The 23,609-nt window shown below is 71.9% G+C and carries 17 protein-coding genes; 8 read left to right on the top strand and 9 right to left on the bottom strand.

The window, feature by feature from the left end:
- Nucleotides 1-93: 93 nt before the first annotated feature.
- Both QCN29_RS09565 and QCN29_RS09560 read left to right on the top strand, forming a co-directional pair.
- Nucleotides 94-1,059, top strand: coding sequence for a phage baseplate protein (locus QCN29_RS09565; protein ID WP_279927316.1), 966 nt, complete (start codon nucleotides 94-96; stop codon nucleotides 1,057-1,059).
- A 191-nt stretch (nucleotides 1,060-1,250) separates the two neighbouring features.
- Nucleotides 1,251-1,673: a hypothetical protein gene (locus QCN29_RS09560; RefSeq protein WP_279927315.1), complete on the top strand. Its 423-nt coding sequence runs from the start codon at nucleotides 1,251-1,253 to the stop codon at nucleotides 1,671-1,673.
- A gap of 97 nt (nucleotides 1,674-1,770) precedes the next feature.
- Here the strand turns inward: QCN29_RS09560 and QCN29_RS09555 are convergent, their stop codons facing one another.
- The 3 genes from QCN29_RS09555 to QCN29_RS09545 all read right to left on the bottom strand — a co-directional run bounded on the left by QCN29_RS09555 (nucleotide 1,771) and on the right by QCN29_RS09545 (nucleotide 7,278).
- The gene (locus QCN29_RS09555; RefSeq protein ID WP_279927314.1) at nucleotides 1,771-2,703 is read right to left on the bottom strand and encodes an adhesin; all 933 of its coding nucleotides are present in this window, start codon (nucleotides 2,701-2,703) and stop codon (nucleotides 1,771-1,773) included.
- 154 nt (nucleotides 2,704-2,857) lie between these two features.
- Nucleotides 2,858-4,639 (bottom strand): MFS transporter, encoded by a 1,782-nt coding sequence (locus QCN29_RS09550; protein ID WP_398859168.1) that lies wholly within the window; start codon nucleotides 4,637-4,639, stop codon nucleotides 2,858-2,860.
- Nucleotides 4,640-4,821: 182 nt separating this feature from the next.
- The gene (locus tag QCN29_RS09545) at nucleotides 4,822-7,278 is read right to left on the bottom strand and encodes a D-alanyl-D-alanine carboxypeptidase family protein (protein WP_279927313.1); all 2,457 of its coding nucleotides are present in this window, start codon (nucleotides 7,276-7,278) and stop codon (nucleotides 4,822-4,824) included.
- Nucleotides 7,279-7,477: 199 nt separating this feature from the next.
- On the opposite strand from QCN29_RS09545, the gene QCN29_RS09540 reads away from it, so the two are divergent.
- The 3 genes from QCN29_RS09540 to QCN29_RS09530 all read left to right on the top strand — a co-directional run bounded on the left by QCN29_RS09540 (nucleotide 7,478) and on the right by QCN29_RS09530 (nucleotide 9,880).
- The gene (locus QCN29_RS09540) at nucleotides 7,478-8,194 is read left to right on the top strand and encodes a GOLPH3/VPS74 family protein (RefSeq protein ID WP_240138085.1); all 717 of its coding nucleotides are present in this window, start codon (nucleotides 7,478-7,480) and stop codon (nucleotides 8,192-8,194) included.
- Nucleotides 8,195-8,582: 388 nt separating this feature from the next.
- Entirely contained in the window at nucleotides 8,583-9,440 is an 858-nt protein-coding gene (locus QCN29_RS09535; RefSeq protein ID WP_240138086.1) for a helix-turn-helix domain-containing protein, read from the top strand.
- A gap of 230 nt (nucleotides 9,441-9,670) precedes the next feature.
- Nucleotides 9,671-9,880: a DUF397 domain-containing protein gene (locus QCN29_RS09530; protein ID WP_240138087.1), complete on the top strand. Its 210-nt coding sequence runs from the start codon at nucleotides 9,671-9,673 to the stop codon at nucleotides 9,878-9,880.
- A gap of 180 nt (nucleotides 9,881-10,060) precedes the next feature.
- Here QCN29_RS09530 and QCN29_RS09525 read toward each other — a convergent pair whose 3' ends face one another.
- Nucleotides 10,061-10,909: a hypothetical protein gene (locus QCN29_RS09525; RefSeq protein ID WP_279927312.1), complete on the bottom strand. Its 849-nt coding sequence runs from the start codon at nucleotides 10,907-10,909 to the stop codon at nucleotides 10,061-10,063.
- Between the two features lie 85 nt (nucleotides 10,910-10,994).
- On the opposite strand from QCN29_RS09525, the gene QCN29_RS09520 reads away from it, so the two are divergent.
- The gene (locus QCN29_RS09520; protein WP_279927311.1) at nucleotides 10,995-11,789 is read left to right on the top strand and encodes an SDR family oxidoreductase; all 795 of its coding nucleotides are present in this window, start codon (nucleotides 10,995-10,997) and stop codon (nucleotides 11,787-11,789) included.
- Nucleotides 11,790-12,405: 616 nt separating this feature from the next.
- On the opposite strand, the gene QCN29_RS09515 is transcribed toward QCN29_RS09520, so the two are convergent.
- Nucleotides 12,406-13,521 carry an ADP-ribosylglycohydrolase family protein gene (locus QCN29_RS09515; protein ID WP_240138090.1) on the bottom strand — a complete coding sequence of 372 codons (1,116 nt, stop codon included), beginning with the start codon at nucleotides 13,519-13,521 and terminating at the stop codon, nucleotides 12,406-12,408.
- A 616-nt stretch (nucleotides 13,522-14,137) separates the two neighbouring features.
- Nucleotides 14,138-16,753 (bottom strand): bifunctional FO biosynthesis protein CofGH, encoded by a 2,616-nt coding sequence (locus tag QCN29_RS09510; protein ID WP_279927310.1) that lies wholly within the window; start codon nucleotides 16,751-16,753, stop codon nucleotides 14,138-14,140.
- Nucleotides 16,754-16,772: 19 nt separating this feature from the next.
- On the opposite strand from QCN29_RS09510, the gene QCN29_RS09505 reads away from it, so the two are divergent.
- Nucleotides 16,773-16,943, top strand: a complete 171-nt coding sequence (locus QCN29_RS09505; protein WP_279927309.1) for a hypothetical protein — start codon at nucleotides 16,773-16,775, stop codon at nucleotides 16,941-16,943.
- Here the strand turns inward: QCN29_RS09505 and QCN29_RS09500 are convergent.
- Nucleotides 16,925-17,752: an LLM class F420-dependent oxidoreductase gene (locus QCN29_RS09500; RefSeq protein ID WP_279927307.1), complete on the bottom strand. Its 828-nt coding sequence runs from the start codon at nucleotides 17,750-17,752 to the stop codon at nucleotides 16,925-16,927. The two genes, QCN29_RS09505 and QCN29_RS09500, sit on opposite strands and share 19 nt — an antisense overlap.
- Nucleotides 17,753-17,898: 146 nt before the next feature.
- Here QCN29_RS09500 and QCN29_RS09495 point away from each other — a divergent pair, with 146 nt between their 5' ends.
- Nucleotides 17,899-19,437 carry a CehA/McbA family metallohydrolase gene (locus QCN29_RS09495; protein WP_279927306.1) on the top strand — a complete coding sequence of 513 codons (1,539 nt, stop codon included), beginning with the start codon at nucleotides 17,899-17,901 and terminating at the stop codon, nucleotides 19,435-19,437.
- Nucleotides 19,438-19,612: 175 nt separating this feature from the next.
- Here QCN29_RS09495 and QCN29_RS09490 read toward each other — a convergent pair whose 3' ends face one another.
- Nucleotides 19,613-20,011, bottom strand: coding sequence for a hypothetical protein (locus QCN29_RS09490; protein WP_240138094.1), 399 nt, complete (start codon nucleotides 20,009-20,011; stop codon nucleotides 19,613-19,615).
- A gap of 80 nt (nucleotides 20,012-20,091) precedes the next feature.
- Nucleotides 20,092-23,535 (bottom strand): ALF repeat-containing protein, encoded by a 3,444-nt coding sequence (locus QCN29_RS09485; RefSeq protein WP_279927305.1) that lies wholly within the window; start codon nucleotides 23,533-23,535, stop codon nucleotides 20,092-20,094.
- Between the last annotated feature and the right edge of the window lie 74 nt (nucleotides 23,536-23,609).

Genomic DNA, 23,609 nt, shown 5'->3' with positions numbered 1-23,609 from the left:
CGTGTCGCAGGTCCGAATCCCGCCGGGGGCGCACCCCGTTAGACTCCCCGAGTCGATCAGTGCGCACCGCACTCATCCAGTCAGGGGGAACTCATGACGCAGGAACGTTTGAACCGCCGGAGTCTGCTGCGCGCGGGCGGCGGAATCGGGCTCGCCGCGCTCGGCCTGGGATACGGAGCGGGAGCTGCGTCCGCGGCGGTGTCCGCGTCGCCGCGCTTCGATCTGACCAAGCCCTCGTACGACCTGTTCCGGCACAAGCCGCTGCACGACGACACCGTGCAGCAGAGCTTCGCCTTCGACAGCGTCAACAAGCGTCTGTTCGTGGCACAGCGGCGGAACGGCACCGACACCAAGGCCGGCGATCTGTGCATCACCCAGCTGGACTTCGCCGGCAACTACGTTTCGTACATGCATCTCAGCGGCTTCGGCCACGGGGTGTCGTTCGGTGTGGAACCGCGCGGCAGCGAGAGCTGGCTGTGGACCGAGGTGGATGCGAACTCGAACGGCTACGGCACCCGGCTCGGCCGCTTCAAGTTCGTGAAGGGCGGTTCGCTGTCCCACACATCGTCGGCGATCACCAAGTACAGCCCTGTGTCGGGGGCCGTGGAGTACACCTGCTCCATCGACCCGGTCTACGACAACATGGCCGTCCGTCACCACAAGGACGGCGCGAAGTACATAGCGGTCTACGCCATGGCGGATGCGAAGGCAGGGGACTTCAGCAGCCCCAAGGCCTACTTCAAGCAGCCGTCGATTCCGGGCACCGCGCAGGGCTACACGACCTACGGTCAGTACCTCTACTACCTGACGGGCAACGCGTACTCGGCGAGCAACCCCGTGCCGGGCAACGCCGAGCTCACGAGCGTGAACCTGAACACGGGCGCGATAACGCAGGGTCCGGTCCTGACGAAGGCGGGCGGCACGCTGGAGTTCCGTGAGCCGGAGGGCCTGGCGATCTACCGCACGAACGCCGGACAGTCCCGCCTTTTCCTGGGCTTCGCTTCGGGCGCCGCGGGCGACCGGCGCTCGAATCTGTTCTACAAGAACGTCCTGGTATAGCCGCTGATCAGGTCTTGGCAGGCCGGTCCGCACATGCGGATAAGTTCTCGACCGGGCAGCAGCAGGGCGCTATGATCTTCCACGCGTTCGAACATGTATCCAGGCAGGGGGCCTGGATACAGCAGACCAGTCATGCGGGGGGACCCATGAACACGCGCCTCACCGCGGCCTGCCCTGACCAAGGAGGACCCATGAAGCGCACGATGAAGCTGACCGCCAAGGCCGTCACGGCCGGTGCGGCCGCCGTCGGGATGATGGTCGGTTTCAGCGGTCAGGCCGCTGCATCCACCAGCGTGGAGATGAGCGCCTACTACGGCGGCAAGCTGGCCGGCAGCGGCTACTTCAACGCCGACCCGTCCGGCTCCGTCCCGGGTGACGCCATCCGGGCCTGCGACCTGAGCGCCGACGGCGTGGGCATCGAGGTCCGCATGGACATCAACCCGAGCGGCGCCTGGCGCACCGACCGCGTCGCCAGCACCCGCGGCCACAACTCGCCGTACTGCTCGCCCTGGATGAGCGGCAACATCGCCGAGGAGACCACGGTGGCTCTCAAGATCTGCGCGGTGAAGGGGACCTGGGAGGACTGCTCCCCGGTGCGCTACACCAAGGCGTGAGCCCGCGGCGGCACTGTTCGCCGTGACATCACAAGCGCGGCCCCGGACCAGGCGTCCGGGGCCGCGCCGTCGTTCAGCGGCGGGTTCGCCAGGGTGCTCAGTCCCGCGCCGTGCAGTCCGCGCGCATCTGGGCTGCCGCGTGGTGGGCGCCGGTGCGGTCGGAGGAGCCCCAGTCGATGCCGCGGTCGACCAACTGGACGGTCACCCGGCGGTCGGTGACCGGGACCTTGACGACGATCAGGCCGCTGCCGCGCAGTTCGGTCTGGTCGATCCGGAAGGACTTGACGGCGCTGCGGGAGTCATCGGGGTCGGTCAGGATGTGGTACGTGGTGGGCTGGCCCGCCGCGTCCTGGGGGCGGCGGGGGTTGGGGACGGTGACCGCGATCGAGCAGTGGGTGTAGCCGCTGCCGACATACCAGGTCCAGGTCGCCGTGTTCCCGTAGTCCCTGGTCGCGCTGCCCGACATGGGGATGGCGGTGAAGCGGCCGTCGCAGCCGTCGCCCCGGTGGCCGCCTGCGGGGACGGTGTACCAGCCGTCGTCGCCGTCGGCGTAGCGTCCGTGCTCGCGGTAGTGGCCGCCGCCCGCGCAGCCGGGGCCCGCCCAGGCGGAGTACGAAGTCCGGGATGCGGACGGCGAGACGGACGGCGAGGGGGGCGGCGGGGGCGGTGTCTTGGAAGGCGGCGCGGAGGGGGACAGGGAGGGCGTCGGGGTCGGGGTCGGGGTCGGGCTCGGGGAAGGCGGGGGCTCCGGGAGCGCGCTGGGGAGTATCCGCTGCGGTGCGCCTGCGCGGTCGCCCGGGGACGGCGGCTCGCCGCCCGCCGAGCCCGCCGTCGACGCCGTCGCCTCGTCATCGCCCCCGTAGAGGACGGACACCGAGAGGACCAGGGCGCAGGCCGTCACCAGGACCCCCGCGACGACCAGCGTCTTTCCCGTCCTCGACAGCAGGGAGAAGCGTCCTGCCAGCGTCTCCTTGGCGATCCATGCGCCGCCCGGCGCCCGAGCCCCCAACTCACACTCGGGGCAGCGCATTCCCGGCAGCGTGCATCTACCGCCGTCGCATCGTCCGCAAGCCATGTCGCACCCGTACCACTAGACAGACCGACTGCCCAGTATGTGGGCGGCTCCACTATGCATCAGCGCGGGACAACGAGGTAGAGGGGGTGTGAAGTTGTCCGGCCGGGTGCTAGCGGAGTTCCTCCGGGCACGGAGTGCCTCGCGGTATCTGGTACGGGGCCGCCAGCCGGTAGACACCCGGCTCGGGGGCGAGCAGCTCGGTCCACTCGTCGCCCGCTTCGTCCTCCTCCGCCTCGAGCAGACAGCCGTGGAGGTTGACATACGACTTGGGGCCGTCCTCGCGCTCCCTCGACTCCCGGGTCTCCTGCGGGGGTTCGACGCCCTTGCCGTTCTCGTCGACCAGGCTCAGCCAGGGAGAGTAGGGGACGCGGATCAGCGCCCGCCCCGCGCTCTTCACCGTGATCCGCAGCTCGCCCGCGCCCGCGTGGTCCACCGTGGCCGGCGGGTCGGCCAGCGGTCTGGGGGCGTCGACCGCGAACAGCCGCCAGTTGGCGTCGCTCCAGATCTCCTTCAGGTACGGCTGCCCGGCGCCGACCAGCTCCGCCTCCTGCTCCGCCCCGCTGGAGTCGGGCGCGCCCTTGGGCAGCACCACGTAGTGCACCGCCCAGCGGTTCAGCCAGGCGCGGTAGTCGGTGGAGGTGAGGGGTTTGTCCTTGTCGTAGAAGAGGGGGTTGCGCTCCATGTCGGCCTGCCGGTTCCAGCCGCGGGCGAGATTGACGTATGGCGCCAGTGCGGACGCCTCGCGGTGGCTGCTGGCGGGCACGACCTCGACGCGGCCGCGTTCGGCGTGCACCTTCTGCAGCTGGTGGACCAGCGGCGCGACCTCACGGTTCCAGGACGCGGTGGGGGCTGTGCGCACCATGTCGTCGACGCCCTTGAAGCCGATCCAGACGTTCAGACCGGCGAAGGCCACGACGAGGGCGTACCACTTGCGGGAGCGCGGCACGGCGTACGGCAGCGCCGCCAGCAGCACCACGCCGGCGAACAGCATCGCGAGCCGGGTCACGTTCGAGCCGATCTGGGAGTCGACGGCCCACGTCAGCAGGGTGCCGACGGCGTAGACGGCCGCGCCCGTGCGCACCGTGCGCCATTCCGCGGGCGCCAGCAGGAAGACGAGGACGCCGAAGAGGACGGGCAGTGAGGCCGTGGCCAGCGACATCGGCTGAGTGCCGGAGAAGGGGAACAGCCAGGCGGACAGGGCGACCACCGCGACCGGGGTGAGGCCGATGGCGTATGCGCCGGGGCGGCGCTTGTTCAGGAACAACGCGGCCGCGACGACGCCGAGGAAGAGCCCGGCGACCGGGCTGGCCGCGGTGGCCAGCCCTGCGAACGCCGCCGCCGTGCCCGCCTTGGCCCAGCGGCTGCGCCGCCAGCGGTACGGCCAGCAGAAGAACGCGGCGACGGCGGCGAGCGCGAACATCAGGCCAAGACCGAAGGTCACCCGCCCCGAAAGGGCATTGCAGAAGAAGGCGAAGACCCCGGCGAGGGAGCAGGCCACCGGGTTGCGCACGGCCCGGCCGCGGCCGCGCAGCCGCACCAGGATCAGCGCGGTCAGGGCCGCGGAGACCGTCCCGGCGACCATCATCGTGGTCCGGACGCCGAGGACGGACATGACGTACGGCGAGACGACGCTGTACGAGACCGGGTGCATCCCGCCGTACCAGGCGAGGTTGTACGCGGAGTCGGGGTGGCGGCCGGCGAACTCCGCCCAGGCGTCCTGGGCCGCGATGTCGCCCCCGCTGTTGGCGAGGAAGACGTACCAGAGCAGATGGACGAGGGCCGCGACCGCCGCGGTCAGCGGGACGGGGTGGCGGGCGAGCCTCTCGCGCAGCCCCGGCGGCGGCCCGTCGGCCGCGGGGGCGGTGGCGGGCGCGGGGGCGGCGGTGGATATTCGCGGGCCCTCGTCAACGCTGGTCAATGCGGCTCTCCCCGGATCGCCGGTCGCGGTGGACACTTCGAAGACGCCTGTGCGACGCCTGTGAGTTGCTTCGAGCGGCTCGGAGCGGCTTCGGGCGTCCCGGCGGAGGGACGCCCGAAGCGGCGGACGGCACCGGGCCGACCGTACCGGCGGCCTCAGCCGATACGGGTCAGCTTGGCGCCGAGGCCCGGCTCCGCCAGGTCGCTCTGGAGCTCCACCGGCACACTGACCTTGCCGGTTCCGGACCCGACGGAGAGCTCACCGACCTTGGTGCCCGCCGGGGCGGAGCTCGGGATGCCCTTGCCGGCGTGGACGAGGTCGATCTCGGTCTTCAGGCCGGGCCAGCCGACGGCCTTGAGGTCCTCGGCCGCCACCACCGGTGTACGGCCCCCCAGCCCGTCGTCCACATAGCCGACGACCTGGCCCTTCTCGACGAGGGTCTCGGACGTGACGCCCTTCTGCGCGGCCTTGATCAGGGCGATGCTGTAGTCGATGGCCAGCCCCAGCTTCTGGCTGAGCTGCGGGGCCTTCTGGGCGCCCATCGTCACGCCGAGGATGCGGCGCTTCTCCCCGTCGACCTCGGTGTAGGCGGCCCAGAGCAGATTGCCGCCGGCCGGGGTGGAAGAGCCGGTCTTGATGCCCGCGACACCCGGCTGGATCAGCGCCTTGTCCGCGCTGTTGTAGATCTTCCCGTCGATGCCCGGCACCTCAAGGATGGTCATGTCCACGATCTCGCGGAACACATCGAACTCCATGACGGCCTCGGCCAGCTTGAGCTGGTCCTGAGGCGTCGAGACCGTCGACTTCTTGAAGCCGCTCGGGTCCGTGTACACGGAGTCCTTCATCCCGAGGTCCTTGGCGGCGTCGTTCATCTTCTCGATGAACGCCTCCTCGGAGCCCGCGTCCCAGCGCGCCAGCAGCCGGGCCACATTGTTCGCGGAGGGGATCATCAGCAGCTGGAGAAGCTGCTTCTGGGTGTACTTCTGCCCCTTCTTGACGGCGGCCCGCGACTCGTCGACGTTGTCGGCCTCGTCCTCGGCCTGCTGGTCGATCTCGATCTCCGGGCCGGTCTCGTCGCCGGTGATCGGGTGATTCTTGAGGATCACATAGGCCGTCATCGTCTTGGTGACGCTGGCGAGCGGAGCGGGCTTCTGCGCCCCGTACGTCCCGATGCGGCCGACTCCCTCGACCACCACCGCGCCCTGGCCCTCGTCCGGCCACGGCATGTCGAGCGAGCCGCCGTCGAAGGTGTGCTCACGGTCGGCGGAGAGGCCGAGCGCCGGGTCGGGGAGGGGGCGTACGAGCTGTACGACCGCAAACACGATCAGCAGCAGGAGCACCAGCGGGGACCAGATCTTGACCCGGCGGACGAAGGTGCGGAACGAGGTCGGGGGCGGCGGCGGGGTGTTCGTCAGCTCGGCGAGCAGGTCGAGCGGAGGGAGGGGCGGCAGGGGCTGCTGTTTGGTCCGCTCGGGCTCCGTGAGCGCGGCGGGTGTCGCGGCGGGAGTGACGGGCGCAGCCGCCTCGGACCGGGCAGCGGCCTTCTCCGGTGCCGCGGCCTTCTCCGGCGTCGCAGGCTTCTCCCGCGCCGCGGGCTTGTCCGGCGCGGGCTTCTCCGGCGCTGCGGGCTTGTCCTGCACTGCGGGCTTACCGGCGGGGCCGGCCGTCTCGCGCAGCGGAACGAATCTGCTCGTCCTGCCGACCGCAGGTTCCGGCCCGGCCTCACGGTCCTGCCCGGCCGCGGGCTTCGGCGCGGGCTTCGCCTCCCGCTCCGGCTTCACTTCCGGGTCCGGCTTCGCCTCGGGCTCCGGCTTCGCTTCCGGCTTGGCCTTGGCTTCTGGCCTGGGCTTCCCAGGAGGCATAGCGAGCGTGGTGGTCGGCTGGTCCACGGCCGGCGCGCGGGGCGCCTTGAAGACGGCGGTGGGCTGGTCCTTGGGCAGACCCTTGGGCTGATCCTTGTTTGCTTCCGCAGACACAGGCTTGTCGGCGACCGACTTGCCGTCGACCGCCTTCTCGTCGGCGGCGTCCTCGGGCTCCACCGGCGCGGAGGCCCCTTCGGAGGCTTCGGCGTCTCCGCCGGCGGCTTCCTCCGCGGCTTCCTCCACGTCTCCCCCGGCGGCTTCCTCCGCGGCTTCTCCGGCATCCGCCGCCTCGCCTGCCGCCCGGTCGCCGCCCTCGCCCGACATCCAGGCGGCCACGGCGGCACGCAGCCGCTCGTCGTTCCCGCCCTTCTTCCCGTCCCCGGCCGGTTCGGCCCCCGACGCCCCCAAGGAGCCAGCGGCCGACGACGTCCTGAAGACGGCGGTCGGCTGGTCCACGGCCTTCACATCGTCATCGGCGGCGTCGGCGTCGGCGTCGGCGTCGGCCCCGTCGCGCCCATCGGCTTCGTCCGGCCCGCCCGGCCGGTCCTCGTCGCCGGGCTCGGGATCCCGCTCCCGTGTCGCCGCCCCCCACGAGGTCTCGCGGTAGACGGCGAGACGCGGGTCACGTGCGGCAGCCCGCTCCGGGGTGCGCTCCGGACGGCGCTCGTCCGACGCCGTCTCCCCCGACGGCTTGTGCTGCTCCGACTTGTCGGGGGACTCGCCCGCCACCGTGCCTCCTCCATGAGTCATGCATAAGTCATACGCAGTAGTCATAGCCCTGCGCGCTGCGTATGTCCGAACCATCTCTCAGTGTCCTGTGTGAGCACATGGCTCCCGTGCCAAGACGAGAACGACATACCTACTGGTTCCCGTACGAACTACCCAGGCGCTCTCGACAGACCAATGTGAGAGGCGTCACCCTGTCATTCATCCACGCGGGGAGGCATGGATGGGCAGGAGCCGCAGAACACTTCCGGAAGAGCTTCTGCTGCTCGCTCTGGACCCGACCACGGGTACCACAGCGCAGCCGCAGTCGCTCGACCTCGGTCTCGCCGGGGCACAGCTAGTAGAGCTGGCCCTGGCGGGACGGATAGCCCCTGACGGGGATCGTATCGCCGTGGTGATGCCACGGCCGACAGGAGATCCGACCCTGGACTCCGCACTGGAGCTGCTGCGCAGGCGCGGCAGCCCGGTCCGGGCTGTCCACTGGATCGGCGGGCCCCGGCTGGGGCTGCGCCAGGTGTACCTCTCGCATCTGGAGCGTTGCGGCATGGTGCATGCCGTGGAGGGCCAGATGTGCGGAGTGCTGCCGACGACTCGCTACCAGGCGACCGACACGGCGATCAGCCGGGACATCAGAGCCCGTCTCGACAGCGCGATCCGCACCGGTGTGCCGCCGGACCCGCGGACCGCCGCGCTCGCCGCGCTGGCGCACGCGGTCGGCCTCGGCAAGCATCTGTATCCGGGGAACGAAGGGCGTTCCTCGAGGTCCCGCCTGCGGGACCTCATCAGGCACGACCCGATGGGCGGACTCGTGGCGCACGCCGTGATGGACGTCCAGAACGGCGTGGCGGCCCAGCCTCGCCGGACGGGCGCCGGCCGCCAGCCGGCGGGCGTGCCCGTTCAGCCGCGCCGCCGGGGCATGGCCCGCGTCGCGGCGCACTAGCACCGCACGCCACGCACGACGCAGCACGCCACGCAGCACCACGCACGACGCAGCACGACCACCCAGCACCACGCACGACGCAGCACGACCACCCAGCACCGCCGTACAACGCACCGCCATACAACGCAGCGCCACAGCACAACACCGCTACGCAGCACCACGCGCACAGGCATCACCGCGCGGGATCGCGCACGGGTGCGAACGCCGCGCCGACGTCCCCATGACCCGGTACGGGAGCCGCATGAACGCGCGGGGCAGCATGCTCGCTGCCCCGCGCGTCGGCGTGTCTATGGATGTGTCTGGCCATTTAGCAGCGCGGACGCGACCATTGGTGGCAATCTGCTGAGCACTAGATACGCACAGCTACGCAGCCGGAGGTGCAGTCCCCGTGGCGTCCAACGTCAACCCCACCGTCAGGAGACGCCGATTGGGCCAGGAGCTGCGTCGGCTCCGGGAACTCAAAGGCATGACGGCAGAGGAGGTGGCGGAGCGCCTGCTCGTCTCCCAGTCCAAAATCAGCCGCCTCGAGAACGGCCGCCGCTCGATCAGTCAGCGCGACGTCCGCGACCTGTGCGGAGTGTACGAGGTCGAGGATCACCGAATCGTCGACTCGCTGATGCAGATGGCCAAGGACTCCCGCCAGCAGGGCTGGTGGCACGCCTTCGGCGACATCCCGTACAGCGTGTACATCGGCTTGGAGACCGACGCGGCGAGTCTTCGCGTGTACGAGCCCCAGATCATGCCCGGCCTGCTCCAGACCCGCGAGTACGCCGAGGCGCTGATCACCGGCGCGATGCCGGAGAGCGGCCCCAGCGACATCGAGAAGCGCGTCAACGTCCGGATGCGCCGCCAGGAGCGGATCAGGGAGCCCGAGCATCCGCTGCGGCTGTGGGCCGTCGTCGACGAGGCGGCGCTGCGCCGTGTCGTGGGCGACAGGCGGATGATGCGCGAGCAGCTCGAACATCTCGTGGAGATGTCCCAGCAGCCGCATGTCACGGTGCAGGTGCTGCCCTTTGACATGGGTGCGCACCCGGGCATCAACGGTCAGTACGCGATCCTGGAGTTCCCGGACGCCTCCGACTCCAGCGTCGTCTACATCGAGGGCGTCACCAGCGACCTGTACCTGGAGAAGCCGAACGACGTCCAGAAGTACACGGTGATGTACGAGCACCTGCGCGCCCAGGCGCTGAACGTGGACCAGTCACGGCAGTTCATCGCCGACACTGCCAAGGAGTACGCCCGCTGACGGCGATGCGGTCACTGCTCGGCTCCACCAGCGGAAACCTTCACCCAAGTGACAGAGGTGGCGAGGGGGCCGCATGGTACACCCCCGCCACCTCTACATGGAAGACCACACCGGAATATGCCATCCGGTCGAGTGAACGCATGTCCCACACACAGGCCCCGCCGAGTAGCTTCGATCACGCCAGCAAGAACGTTGGCGCAAACACACCTGCTGCCGAAGGGGAGTTAGACATGGCAATCATTCAGGGTGCCACGGACACCTGGACGAAGTCCTCGTACTCCGGCGGGAACGGCGCGTGCATCGAGGTCAAGTCGCCGGTGACGCACGCCCTGCTGGTCCGGGACTCCAAGGCGCCGGCCGGCCCGTCGATCACCTTCGTTCCCGACGCGTGGAGCGCGTTCGTCGACGAGGCGGCACAGGGCGCGTTCGACCGCTCCTGAGCGTTGCGCCGAGGAGAGCGCAGCGACTCAGCACAGACGAACACGACATGAGCCCTCTCGACTGGTTCGCCGTCCCGGCCGAGGGGGCTCGGCCGTGCCGACGACATACGTCGGCCCGTCCCCGCATCCCGAAGTCCGCCCCATGTCCCACGCCCCGGGCACGCACGGCGGCCCGCCCCCTCAGCGCAGTTCATCCACATAGCGATCGGTTCCGGGGACCGTGGGGATGAAGGGAGCCACCAGCTCCATCCGCCCGAGCCCCGTGCCCGCGACCGCCGTCTCCAGCCCCGCATCCGACGAGAAGCAAGCCTCCCAGCACTCCCTCGGATCCGCCTCGAGAAACCAGAGCAGGGTGAGCCGGGTGTCCACCCCCTCCACCTGCTTCACATAGGTCATCCGGTCCCCCGGCAGCGGAGTCGGCCGGAAGACCGTCACCATGGCTGCGGGCGAGCCCGCCAGCCGGCGGGGCAGTTCCCTCGCCCGCAGCCACTCCAGCAGCTCAGGCCGCTGCTCAGGACCCTCCGCGTCCACCACCTCCACGACCAGCCCCGCGTACGGATGGTCCAGTGCATGACGGTCCCGCGGGCCGGAGGCGCCGTCGCGGTAGACCGTCGCCGCATGGTCCTGGAACGACGTGAAGACATGAGTGCGGTCCCGGTAAACCCGGCCGTCGCGATTCAGCCGCTTGTTGATGGCGACCGTCCACCTCATATGGTCCTCGTAACGGCCGTCGACGATCCAGTACACGGAGACATAGCAGCCCGCCGTGACCGGCTGCGCGACCGCGGACCTCTCCGGACGGCGCAGCAGCTGCAACTCCCTGGTGGCCACCCAGCGCCGCCCCGCGTACATCCAGGGCATGGCCATCGCACCCGCGTAGTAGTGGTCGTCCTCGTACCAGCGGTTGTACGCGTACTCATGGCCGGGGTGCGGTTCCACCATCGTGATCAGGGCATGGCCGGGACGGACCCCGTACGGGCCCACCGCCGCCAGCTCCGTGTACACCTCACTGCGCGTGTCCTCGCCCATGGTCGCCTCTCCCCTTCCACCCTCGCCTGCGGAGACCTACTCTGACGGCCCGTCAGGTAGTTGACCAGACAGCGGAGGCCTCCGGATGCCGGCAGAACTGCTGCTCCAGGGAAAGACCGTGATCGTCTCCGGCGTCGGCCCGGGTCTCGGCCACCGGGTCGCCGCCGCCGTCGTACGGGACGGAGGCCGTGCCGTGCTGGGGGCGCGCACCCGCGCCGGACTCGCCAGGACGGCCGAACAGATAGACCCCGACGGCGGCCGCAGCGCCTACCGCACCGCCGACATCACCGACGAGACCCAGTGCGAGGCGCTGGCCGCCCTCGCCGTGGAGCGCTTCGGACGGATCGACGCGGTGGTGCACGTGGCTGCCTGGGACAGTTCCTTCGGCGGTCTGGAAGACGCCGACTTCGCCGTCTGGCAGCAGGTGATCGACGTCAACCTGCTGGGCACCCTGCGGATGACCCGGGCCTGCCTGCCGTCGCTGAAACAGCGCGGCGGCTCGGTCGTCATCATCGGCACCCAGTCCGCCGTCGCCGCCCCCTCCCAGGTCAGACAGGCGGCGTACGCGGCCTCCAAAGGCGCCCTGACTTCGGCGATGTACTCCCTGGCGCGCGAACTGGGCCCGCACCGGATACGGGTGAACACCGTGCTGCCGGGCTGGATGTGGGGCCCACCGGTCCAGGCGTACGTACGTCTCACCGCGGACTCCGAGGGCGTGCCGGAATCCGAGGTCCTCGCCCGCCTGACCGAGCGGATGGCCCTGCCGGAGCCGGCCACCGACGCCGACGTCGCCGAAGCCGCGGCCTTCCTCGTCTCGGACCGGGCGCGTTCCATCACGGGCCAGTCGCTGCTGGTCAACGCGGGCGAAGTGATGCGCTGACCACCACCGTGCTGAAACGGGCGTCACCCCGCACGGGGTCACGCCCGCGGGCAACGGGCCAACCAGCCAGAGCCACGCCCACGGGCAACGGGCCAACCAGCCAGAGCCACGCCCACGGGCAACGGGCCAACCAGCCAGAGCCACGCCCGCGGGCAACGGGCCAACCAGCCAGAGCCACGCCCGCGGGCAACGGGCCAACCAGCCAGAGCCACGCCCACGGGCAACGGGCCAACCAGCCAGAGCCACGCCCACGGGCAACGGGCCAACCAGCCAGAGCCACGCCCGCGGGCAACGGGCCAACCAGCCAGAGCCACGCCCGCGGGCAACGGGCCAACCAGCCAGAGCCACGCCCACGGGCAACGGGCCAACCAGCCAGAGCCACGCCCACGGGCAACGGGCCAACCAGCCAGAGCCACGCCCGCGGGCAACGGGCCAACCAGCCAGAGCCACGCCCGCGGGCAACGGGCCAACCAGCCAGAGCCACGCCCACGGGCAACGGGCCAACCAGCCAGAGCCACGCCCACGGGCAACGGGCCAACCAGCCAGAGCCACGCCCACGGGCAACGGGCCAACCAGCCGGAGCCACGCCCGCGGGCAACGGGCCAACCAGCCGGAGTCACGCCCGCGGGTAACGGGCCAGCCAGCCGGGGGCGCTGATGGCCGGGCCGTGCAGGGCCGGCCCCTGGGTCATCTCCATCGCGAAGTCGTCCGCCAGCTCCAGCAGCGTGCCGCGCCCCTCCACCTCGGCGAGCCACGCGGGCGGCAGGGCGGTCTCGCCGTGGAGGGCGCCGAGCAGGGAGCCGCACAGGGTGCCCGTGGTGTGTGAGGGGCCGCTGTGGTTGATGGCGAGGCGCAGGCCGTGACGGATGTCCTCGCCGACGAGGGCGCAGTACACGGCGATGGCGAGGGCGTCCTCCGCATGACGGCCCTCGCCGAGGGCGGCGACCCGTGACGGGCCGGGAATGCCCTGCCGTACCGCGCCCAGCGCTTGTCTGAGCGCGTCCGTGACCGGCTGGTGGCCGGGCCGGGCGGCGAGCTGGGCGAGTGCGCGCTGCACCGAGGCGTCCAGGGACTCACCGCGGGCCAGCCCGTGCACGATGACCGCGAACGCGCCCGCCGAGAGATACGCCGTGGGGTGCCCGTGCGTCTGCGCCGCGCACTCCACCGCGAGCTGGCACACCAGCTGCGGCTCCCATCCGACGAGCAGCCCGAAGGGCGCGGAGCGCACCAGCGCCCCCGCGTCCCTGGCCGTCGGGTTCTTGGGCGACTCCAGCGTGCCCATCGTCTCGTCGCCGAGCCCCGTCAGACAGTCCCGGGACGGGTCGCGGCGGCTGTAGAGCCACTCCTCACGGGCCAGCCAGCCGTTGTCCTTGCGGCGTTCGTCCGGCCCCCAGTCGCGCTGGGTCGCCAACCACCGCAGATAGGCGCGGTGGACGTCGGTGGGCGGATGCCAGGCCCCGGTGTCGCGGCGCACCTGGGCGCGGATCAGTCCGTCGACGGTGAACAGCGTCATCTGGGTGGCGGCCGTGACCGCCCCGCGGCGGCCGTACACGGACACGAAGTCCCCGACGCCGTCCGGACCGTGGGCGGTCCGTATGTCGTCCAGTCCGAGGTCGGCGACCCCCGCGCCGAGCGCGTCGCCGATGGCGCCGCCCAGGAGCGCACCGCGCACCCGGGCGCGGAAGTCCTGTTGTTCGGCACGTCCCCATACGGCTGTCGCTGCTGCGCTCACGGCGTCCCTCCCCGGACGTCGACCGTCGACCGGCGAGCCGGGGACCGGCCGACGGTCGAACGTATGCCTGGCGCAGCACTGTAATCGACCCTGGTGATGACCGGTCCGGCTGCTCGGGCGGCAGCCGCACCCTGTCATGCTCCCGGGTACCGGGGTTGTGGGCTGGCGCGGGGTTCGCTCGTGTGCGGACGTGCGGGGTTGCGCGACGGCCGGCCGAGCCGTGGGGGGAGGCTGGTGGGGGGTTTCCCCTCCCCGCCCCTTCCCGTAACTGGGGGCTCCGCCCCCAGACCCCCTGTACGGCCTGAAGGCCGTGTCCTCAGACGCCGGACGGGCTGAATTCTGCGCTCGACGCACAAGGTCCAGAAACCCGGCCCCGTGGGGGCGCCCCCGGACGGAGTCCGGGGGCGATTGAGGCGCGGGGGTCCGGGGCGGAACCCCCGGCACAGGGTCGGGGACGGAGGCCCCAGACGGGGTCGGGGGCGGAGGCCCCGCACAGGGTCCGGGGCGGAGGCCCCAGACGGGGTCGGGGGCGGAACCCCCGCACAGGGTCCGGGGCGGAGGCCCCGCACAGGGTCCGGGGCAAAGGCCCCGCACAGGGTCCGGGGCGCCCCGGTTCTCAGTCCGACAGCACCGGCAGCAGCCGCGGCAGATGCCCGTCCGACTCCTGCGCGGCGCGGACGCGCTCCTCGGGGACCTCGCCGTACAGCGTGGTCCGAGGGCGGGCCGGGCGGCCCGCCGCCTCGGCGATGGCGGTCAGGTCCCGGATGGAGCGGTACGAGCCGTAGCCGGAGCCCGCCATGCGGGAGATGGTCTCCTCCATCAGCGTGCCCCCGAGGTCGTTGGCGCCTGAGCGGAGCATCTCGGCCGCGCCGTCCGCGCCCAGCTTCACCCAGCTCGTCTGGATGTTGGTGATGTGCGGGTGGAGCAGCAGTCGGGCCATCGCCGTCACCGCGCGGTTGTCGCGGACGGTCGGGCCGGGGCGGGCGATGCCCGCGAGATAGACGGGCGCGTTGGTGTGGATGAAGGGGAGGGTGACGAACTCGGTGAAGCCGCCGGTCTCCTGCTGGATGCGCGCCAGGGTGCGCAGATGGCCCAGCCAGTGGCGCGGCTGGTCCACATGCCCGTACATCATCGTGGAACTGGAGCGGATGCCGAGCTGATGCGCCGTGCGGATCACCTCGATCCAGGTGGCGGCGGGCAGCTTGCCCTTGGTGAGGATCCAGCGGACCTCGTCGTCGAGGATCTCGGCGGCCGTGCCGGGGACGGAGTCCAGGCCGGCCTCCTTGGCGGCGGTCAGCCAGTCGCGGATCGACATCCCGGTGCGGGTCGCGCCGTTGACGACCTCCATCGGGGAGAAGGCGTGCACATGCATGCCGGGTACGCGCTCCTTCACGGCGCGGGCGATGTCGAAGTAGGCGGTGCCCGGCAGGTCGGGGTGGATGCCGCCCTGCATGCACACCTCGACCGCGCCGACGTCCCATGCCTGCTGCGCCCGGTCGGCGATCTGCTCCAGCGACAGGGTGTAGGCGTCGGCGTCGGTGCGGCGTTGGGCGAAGGCGCAGAAGCGGCAGCCGGTGTAGCAGACGTTGGTGAAGTTGATGTTGCGGGTGACGACGAAGGTCACCTGTTCGCCGACGACGTCCCGGCGGAGTTCGTCCGCGATCCGGGTGAGGGCGTCCAGCGCCGGCCCTTCGGCGTGCAGCAGCGCGAGGGCCGCGTCGTCGTCGAGCTTCGTCGGGTCGTCGGCCGCCTGCGACAGGGCGGCGCGCACATCGCCGTCGATGCGCTGCGGGGCCATGCCGGGCGCGGCGGCCTCGCGCAGCGCCTCCCAGTCCCCGTACACCTCGTCGAAGTCGTTCCGCCGGTCGCCGGTGCGGCCCTCCGTGTCGATGGTGCGGTGCAGATCGGTGCGGCCCGTCCCCTCCCCGGCAGCGGCGAACGTCTCGTCCGGCTCCTGCCAGGGCAGGCCCCGCACGACGGCGTCCTCGCGCGCCAGCCCGGTTTCCGGGTCGGCGAGCGCGGCGACGTGCGGCCGCACCCGCGGGTCGAGCCAGGGCTCTGCGCGCCGCACGAACTCCGGGTAGACGCAGAGGCGTTCCCGCAGGGTGAAGCCCGCCTCTGCGGAACGCTGCGCCAGGACGTCGATCTGCGGCCAGGGCCGCTCCGGGTTGACATGGTCGGGGGTGAGCGGCGAGACCCCGCCCCAGTCGTCGATTCCGGCGTCGATGAGCCGCCCGTACTCCTCGTCCACCAGGTTGGGCGGGGCCTGGAGACAGCCGGCGGGCCCCATGATGTGCCGGGCGACGGCGACCGTCGCGACCAAGTCGTCCAGTTCTGCGTCGGGCATTTTGCGCATCGCCGTGTCCGGTTTGGCGCGGAAGTTCTGAATGATCAATTCCTGGAGGCCGTGGTACGCACGGGAGACGCGGCGCAGCGCGAACAGCGACTCGGCCCGCTCCTCATGGGTCTCCCCGATGCCGATGAGCAGCCCGCTGGTGAACGGCACGGACGAGCGCCCCGCGTCCTCGAGAACGCGCAGCCGGACGGCCGGCTCCTTGTCGGGCGAGCCGTAGTGGGGGCCGCCGGGCTCGCTCCACAGCCGCCGCGCCGTGGTCTCCAGCATCATGCCCATCGACGGGGCCACCGGCTTCAGTCGCTGGAAGTCGGTCCAGCTCATGACGCCGGGGTTGAGGTGGGGCAGCAGCCCGGTCTCCTCCAGGACGCGGATCGCGATGGCGCGTACGTACGCGAGTGTGTCGTCGTAGCCGTGGGCGTCGAGCCACTCCCGGGCCTCGGGCCAGCGGTCCTCCGGCTTGTCGCCCAGGGTGATCAGGGCTTCCTTGCAGCCCAGTTCGGCGCCGCGCCGGGCGATCGCCAGCACCTCGTCCGGCGACATGAAGGCCCCCGCGTGTCCCGCGCGCCGCAGCTTGCCGGGGACGGTGGCGAAGGTGCAGTAGTGGCATCTGTCCCGGCACAGCCGGGTCAGCGGGATGAACACGCTCTTGGAGTAGGTGATGACGCCCGGCCTGCCCGCGGCCTGAAGTCCCGAGTCCCGCACCCGCGCGGCCGAGGCGCACAGGTCCTCGAGGTCCGCTCCGCGTGCCTGGAGCAGCACGGCGGCCTCGGCGGCGTCGAGCGCCACGCCCTCTCTGGCGCGCTTGAGGGCTCTGCGCATGGCGTTGGAGGTCGGGCGTCCTGGCTCGCTGCGCGCATTCGCGGCACTCGTGGTCATGTGTCCGAGCATACGAGCGATGCAACTGCGGGCCGAGGCCGTGCCCAGGTCAACTGCGCGCGCGATGCCGGGGCAGGTCGGGCTGGGGCTGCTGCTGGCGGCGGGCCCGTCCAGGCGGGCGCTGCACGACCGGATGTCGCTGACGGCGGTGGCGTCGGCCCGCGGGGACCGTCACATATACCGCGCGTAGTCGTCCAGCGTGCGCAGCACCTCCCGCTCCCCGGCGGGCGGCAGTTGCAGCACGACCTCCGTCACGCCCAGGTCGGCGTAGTGCGCCAGCTTGCCGGGGCTGGGCAGGACGGCGTACGGCACCACCTCCAGGTCCTCGGGCTTGCGCCCCGCGGACTCCCATGCGGCGCGCAGCGCGGGGAGGGACTCGGTGAGCCCGCGCCCGCCGATGGGCAGCCAGCCGTCCGCGAACTGGGCGAGGGAGGCGAAGAGCCGGGGCCCCGCGGCGCCGCCGAGGAGGGTCCGCGGGGCTCCTCCGGCGGGTTTGGGGTGGGCGTACGAGGGCCGCACGGAGCAGTGCTCGCTCTGGTACCCGGTCGGCTCCGCCGCCCAGAGGGCGAGCATCAGCGCCATCCGGTCGCGGACGACGTCCCGTCGTGTGGACCATGCGACGCCGTGGTCCGCCGCCTCCTCCTTGTTCCAGCCGTAGCCGAGGCCGAGTGTGAACCGGCCGCCCGACAGATGGTCCAGGGTCGCGATCTGCTTGGCCAGGGCGATCGGGTCGTGCTGGGCGAGGAGGGTGATGCCGGTGCCGAGGCCGAGGCGTTCGGTGACGGCGGCGGCCTGGGCGAGGGCGACGAAGGGGTCGAGGGTGCGGCCGTACTCCGGCGGCAGTTCGCCTCCTGCCGGATAGGGGGAGGTGCGCTCGACGGGGATGTGCGTGTGCTCCGGCAGATAGAGCCCTGTGAAGCCGCGCTGCTCGAGTTCCCGCGCCAGCTGGACCGGGGTGATCGTCTCATCGGTGAGGAAGATCGTGGTCGCGATGCGCATCTGGTGTCCTCCCGGGGCCGGATCGGGTCCTCACGGTAGGCCGCGCGGGCCGGAAAGCCGAGAGCGCCGACTCGACAGGGCCCCGCCATCCCGCAACCCCCTGGTCTTCCGGGCGGGTTCACGCCGCTGTGTCACCGTGTCGGCGTATGGACGCATGCGAAGCAGGCACGGAGCACGCGAGACACGCGATGAGACGGCGCGCTCTGCTCGTGACGGGGGCGGCCGCCGCGTTTACGTTGAGCGGTGTGAGGTACGCGCAGCCCGCCGGCGCCGGTGACAGCGGCGGCGACGGCGACCAGACCCGGGTGGTGGGCGGCACCCTGCCACCCGGCTCACCCGACTATGTCTATCTGCCCGTCGAGGTCCCGCGCGGGGTGCGCGAGATCCATGTCGGCTACACGTACGAGCGGGTCCCCGTCCCCTCCGGCACCCAGGGCAACGCCCTGGACATCGGCATCTTCGACGAGCGCGGCACCGCGCTCGGCGGCCGCGGCTTCCGCGGCTGGTCGGGCGGGGCGCGCACGGAGTTCTTCATCCGCGCGGACGCGGCGACGCCCGGCTATGTTCCGGGGCCGGTGCACCCGGGCACCTGGCATATCGCCCTCGGCCCGTACACGGTCGCCCCGCAGGGACTGCGGTACGAGGTGACGGTCACCCTCCGCTTCGGCGAGTCCGCCCCCGCGCCGAGGCCGGTCTACCCTCCGGAGCGCGCCGGCGGGCGCGGCCGGGCCTGGTACCGCGGCGACTGCCATCTGCACACCGTCCACTCGGACGGCGGGCGCACCCCCGAGGAGGTCGCGTCGGGGGCGCGGGCGGCCGGGCTGGACTTCATCAACACCTCGGAGCACAACACCCATGCGGCGCATGGGGCGTGGGAGGGCCTGTGGAGCGATGACCTGCTGATCCTCACGGGTGAGGAGGTCACCACCCGCAACGGCCACGCCATCGCCCTGGGCACCGATCCGGGCACGTTCGTCGACTGGCGCTACCGGGCCCGTGACGACCGCTTCGGCCGGATCGCCCGCGGCATCCGGCGCGCGGGAGGCCTGGTCGTGCCCGCCCATCCGCACGCTGTCTGCATCGGCTGCAGCTGGAAGTTCGGCTTCGGCGAGGCGGACGCGGTGGAGGTGTGGAACGGCCCGTACACCCCGGACGACGAAGTCGCCCTCGCCGCCTGGGACGGCACGCTGGTCGCCGCGGCCCGCTCCCGGCGCGCCTGGATCCCGGCGATGGGCAGCAGCGACGCCCACCGGGAGCCGCAGGCGATCGGGGTGCCGCAGACGGTCGTCCTCGCCGACGAGTTGTCCCGCGCGGCGATCCTCGCGGGCATCCGCGCGGGCCGCTCGTACGTCGCCGAGTCCTCCGAGGTCTCCCTGTCCTTCTCCGCAGCGGGCGGCCGGGGCGACCGCGCGGGCATCGGCGGGCGCCTGCGCGTCGCGGACGACGCCCCGGTCACGGTCCGCCTCGACGTTGCGGGCGCCCCCGGCTGCACGGCCGGCTTCGTCACCGACCAGGGCACGCTGCACACTCAGGCGCTGCCCGCGTCCGGGACGGGGTCGGCAGAGTGGACCACCACCCCGCAGTACGCTGCGTATGTACGGGCGGAGGTGCGCCACGCACCGGTGACGCCGGGTCTTCCGGGCCCGCTGGCGGCGATGACGAACCCGGTCTTCCTGGGTCGGTGAGTCCGCGGTCGGCGAGTCCGCGGTCGGCGAGTCCGTATCGTCAATTTCGCCGTCGTCAACTCCGCGGACGCCGACTCCGCAGTCGCCGGAGTTCGCGATCGTCAGAGTTCGCGATCGTCAGAGTTCGCGGTCGCCGGAGTTCACGGTCGTCAACTCCGCGCTCGGCGAGTCCGCGTCACAGCGAGGCCGAACCCGCGGACCATACGGCCATGACCGTGATCAGCATGACGAATCCGGAGCCGAAGATCCACCACAGTGAAGGGGCGTGGGCCTTCACCTTGATATCCGGGTTGTCCTCCTGTTTCGCGATGTCCGCGCCCACCCATTTCCTCACCGGTGCGATCATGACGACGAACATGACCAGCACCGCGCTGTAGAGATAGAGGATTTCAGCGACCATGTAGCCTTTCGCGGCGGCGAAGGCCAGCGCGGAGACGGCGACGGGCAGCGGCACGAAGGAAACCGACTGCTTGGCCTTGGGGGTCGGCATCGACCAGCGCATCAGGGCGATATGCGCCGGTGTGACGGCGACGGCTATCGCGACCCAGGCAAGGGTGGGCAGGGAGAGAAACATGGAATTCCAGCCTTTCCGGGCCGGAGAGCATATCGCGGCGCACGCGGAGTTCGCTCTCCGGCCCGGATCGTATCAACCGACTACCAGGGGGTAATGGCGTCCCAGCCGCTCTTCACCCCGTCCCAGGTGTCCTTCGCGGTGTCCCAGGCTCCGCCCCAGTCGGTCGTGAACACACCGACGACGGGGGAGATGATTTCCTGCTCGAACCGTGCGGCGAGGACGGACGCGGAGCGGACGCCCTCGGCGCCCCACTTGATCACTCCGGACACGCCTCCCAGCTTCGTGAACGGAATGCCGCCGGTGAGGACGCCGATGGCGACGCCTCCCGCCGACGTCAGGAACGCCTTGGAGGTCCAGCCGTCGGTGAATCCGGTGATGATGGCGGACGCGCCGCCGGCGATGAGGGAGACGGCTCCGGCGACGCCCGCGATCGCCTCACCGGCGGGCGGGGGGATGAACAGGGCGCCGGCGGCGATCATGCCTGCGACGGTGCTGACGCCGGACAGGACGTTGGCGGCCTGACGCCAGTTGTCCTTGTCGGAGACGGCGTCCCACAGGGAGTCGAGAACGTCGTTCCCCTCGTTGTCCGACGGGTCGACCCCCTGCTCCCTGTTCTTCCGCGCCTCTTCCGCCGCCTTGCGCGCCGCCTCGGCGGCCTCGGCCTTCCGCTTGGCGACGACGATCTGCCGCGCCTCGCTGGCGGCGGCCGCGGCCGCCGCCTTGTCCTTGCCCGCCGCGACGGCGGCGGCCTGGGCGCGGTTGGCCGACGCCTGCGCGCTGGCCGCGGAGTTGACGGCCCGCTGGGCCGAGGCGGTGGCCTGGTTGGCGGAGTAGTTGGCGCGGCGGGCCGCACCGCGCGCGGACGCTGCCGCCGCCTTCGCCTTCTTCGCCGAGGCGGCGGCGTCGGCGGCGGACTTCTCGGCCGCGTCGGCGTTCCTGCGGGCCTCGGTGGCGTAGCCGGACGCGCGGTCGGCCGACGCCTTGGCCCTGTCCGCCCACTCCGCGGCCTCCGCCGCCGCCTTACGGGCCTCCGCCGCCGCCTTGGACGCCTTGTAGGCGTCCGCCTGCGCCTCGGCTGCGATCTTCGAGGCGTGGGCGATGGACGCGCGGATGGCCGCGGTGTGGGTGGCCGCGTCATGGTCGATCTGCGCGGTGCGGTGTGCGATGTGCGTGACGAAGTCACGCCGCATCCAGGTGGGTCCTTCCAGGGCCACCTGGGCGGCCGCCTTGACATAGGCGCCGCCGCTGTTGAGGAGCGTGAAGGTGGCGACCCGGTCGTCCTCACGCATGGCCGGGGCGTACTTGGCGGCGAAGAAGTCGTGCAGGGCCTTCGCGCTGCCGTCGGACAGGGCCGCGTCTGCCGCCGCCCTGACGGCCTTGCCGGGGTTGCCGCCGAGGATGCGGAAGATGGAGACGCGGTTGTCGGTCGCCGCGGCCTCGACCATCCCGGTGTTCAGAAAGGCGGTGACGGCCTTCGGGTCGTCACTGGCCAGCGCCTTGTGCGCGGCGTCCGCGACGGCGGCGGTGGAGATGGTGGCGAGGTAGAGGACGGTTTCGCGGTCGTCCTGCGCCTGCGCGATCCCCCGGTCCGCGTCGATCCAGGCGAGGATGGACTCGTCCGTGCCGGCGAGGGCGAACTCCGCCGCCTCCCGTGTCCAGGTGCCGTTGGAGGTCAGCAGGTTGAGGGCCGCCTTGCGGCCGGCGGTGACCGCGGCGGCCGTGTCGCCGGCCTTGAGGGCCTTCTCCGCCGCGGCGATGGAGTCGCGGGTCTCGCCGTCCAGTGCGTCGGCCTGGGTGCGGTGCTGGCGGGCCGCCTCCAGGTCCTCCTGCTCGGCCCGGGCGAGGATGCGGGCCTCGTCCATGCCCTGCGCGGTCTCCTCGGCGAGCTGCTTGGCCTCCGCCTCACGCGCCTCCTGCTCCACCTTCCGGGCCTTCTCCACCATCTCGGAGGCGGCGTCGGCGGCCTTGACGGCGTCCTTGGCGTAGGCGGTGGACCGATTGGCGTAGTCGACGGCCTTCCCTGCGTGCTTGGCGGCCTCCTCGGCCGCGTCCGCCGCCTTGTCCGCGTGATCGGCGGCGGAGTTGGCCGCGTCTCTCGCCTCCCGTGCCGCGCGGGCCGCGGTGTTGGCGAGGGACTGGGCGGCGTTCGCGGCGCGGGTGGAGCGCGCGGCCTGCGCATTGGCGATCTCCGCCTCGCGCCGGGCCTTGGCGGCCTCGCCCTTGGCCGCCCCGGCGGCGGCAGCTGCCTGCGCCGAGGCGTTGGCGGCGGCAGCTGCGTTGCGGGAAGCGGAGGCGGCCGCGGAGCCGGCGGACGCCGCCTGGGCGCCGGCGGCAGCGGCGTGGTCGGCGGCCTTCGCCGCCGTACGGGCCTTGGCCGCCGCGTTCCTCGCGCCTTCGGCGGCCAGGCGGGCGGCCTTGGCCTTGGAGGCGTCCTTGGATGCGGCCATGGCGGAGTTGTAGGCGCGCGTGGCGGCGTATCCGGCGGTCGCGGCGGCCTGCGCGGCGGCCGACGCGGCCCAGGCGGCGCGGCGGGCGGCCGACTGCGCGGCGGCGGAGGCGCGGATGGCGGTGCGGGCCGCGTTCGCCGCTCCCTTGGCCGCCCCGGCGGCCTTGCGGGCAGCCTGGCCGGACTTGGCGACGTCGTCGCGGGCCGCGTCGGCCTCTTCCGCCGCCCGCAGGGCCGCCTCCTTCGCCTTCTCCGCGGCCGTCTTCGCCTTCTCGGAGGCGTCTACGGCCTGGTCGGTGCGGAGCTTGGCCCGCTTGCCCTGGCGCTCGACGACGGCGACGAGCTGGTCGATGGTCGCCGTCTCCTGGTCACGGGCGCGGGCGATGTGCTGCCCGGTCTCCAGGAACCAGTGGACGGCGCCGGGAGTGCCCTCGTTCAGGGCGCGTTGGGCGTACTTCGTCACCTCCGGCGAGGCGGTGGCGAGGATCTTGAAGACTTCGGCGCGCTCGTCCTCGATGCGGGCGGTGTACTGACCGGTGGTGAGGAACTCGGTCAGGGCTTCGCTGGTGCCCTTGTCCAGCGCCGCCTGCGCCTCGCGCTTCACGCCCCTGTCGCCGTCGGCGAGGATGCTGAAGGTGAGGACGCGCAGGTCTTCGAGTTCCGCTGTCTTGAAACCGCCGTCGAGGAAGGCGGCGACGGCGTCGTCTCCGGCGTTGAGCGCAGCGGTGACCTCCCGGCGGGTTCCCCGTCCCGCGCGGGAGAGGGCCTTGATCACGGCGACGCGGTTGTCCTCGGCGACGGCCCCGGCGAGTTCGGCCGTGAGGAAGCGGTCGATGTCCTCGGGTGTGCCGGTCAGGGCTGCGGCGGCGGCCTTCTTCACGGCCTTGCCGCCGGCCTTCCACGCCGTGACGGCCTTCGCGCGGGCGGTGTCGGGCAGGGTCTCCGGGTCAGGAAGGCCGACGTCGGGCAGTGTGGCGGCCATGGCACGGGTGCCGGCAGCCAGCGGGAGAGCGGTCGCGGCGGTGGTTGCGGCTATGGTGCCGAGGATGCGCCGCCGGCTCCAGAACGTACTCTCCAAGATGGTCCCCCTTTGGATCGGCGCGCCCAACGACAGTGCGCATGCGGATGGGCCGCCAGACGTATTCGCTTGGT

The sequence above is a fragment of the Streptomyces chengmaiensis genome (genome assembly GCF_029846775.1).
GTDB lineage: Bacteria > Actinomycetota > Actinomycetes > Streptomycetales > Streptomycetaceae > Streptomyces > Streptomyces chengmaiensis.
Note: the sequence above shows the minus strand (reverse complement) of the source record. Positions and strands in the feature narration are given on the sequence as shown.

Coding starts and splice junctions, on each gene's coding strand:
- QCN29_RS09540 (WP_240138085.1), top strand. CDS start 7,478: ATGGGCAGGAGCCGCAGAACACTTCCGGAAGAGCTTCTGCTGCTCGCT.
- QCN29_RS09565 (WP_279927316.1), top strand. CDS start 94: ATGACGCAGGAACGTTTGAACCGCCGGAGTCTGCTGCGCGCGGGCGGC.
- QCN29_RS09530 (WP_240138087.1), top strand. CDS start 9,671: ATGGCAATCATTCAGGGTGCCACGGACACCTGGACGAAGTCCTCGTAC.
- QCN29_RS09500 (WP_279927307.1), bottom strand. CDS start 17,752: ATGCGCATCGCGACCACGATCTTCCTCACCGATGAGACGATCACCCCG.
- QCN29_RS09520 (WP_279927311.1), top strand. CDS start 10,995: ATGCCGGCAGAACTGCTGCTCCAGGGAAAGACCGTGATCGTCTCCGGC.
- QCN29_RS09490 (WP_240138094.1), bottom strand. CDS start 20,011: ATGTTTCTCTCCCTGCCCACCCTTGCCTGGGTCGCGATAGCCGTCGCC.
- QCN29_RS09510 (WP_279927310.1), bottom strand. CDS start 16,753: ATGACCACGAGTGCCGCGAATGCGCGCAGCGAGCCAGGACGCCCGACC.
- QCN29_RS09545 (WP_279927313.1), bottom strand. CDS start 7,278: ATGACTCATGGAGGAGGCACGGTGGCGGGCGAGTCCCCCGACAAGTCG.
- QCN29_RS09525 (WP_279927312.1), bottom strand. CDS start 10,909: ATGGGCGAGGACACGCGCAGTGAGGTGTACACGGAGCTGGCGGCGGTG.
- QCN29_RS09560 (WP_279927315.1), top strand. CDS start 1,251: ATGAAGCGCACGATGAAGCTGACCGCCAAGGCCGTCACGGCCGGTGCG.
- QCN29_RS09495 (WP_279927306.1), top strand. CDS start 17,899: ATGGACGCATGCGAAGCAGGCACGGAGCACGCGAGACACGCGATGAGA.
- QCN29_RS09505 (WP_279927309.1), top strand. CDS start 16,773: ATGCAACTGCGGGCCGAGGCCGTGCCCAGGTCAACTGCGCGCGCGATG.
- QCN29_RS09555 (WP_279927314.1), bottom strand. CDS start 2,703: ATGCGCTGCCCCGAGTGTGAGTTGGGGGCTCGGGCGCCGGGCGGCGCA.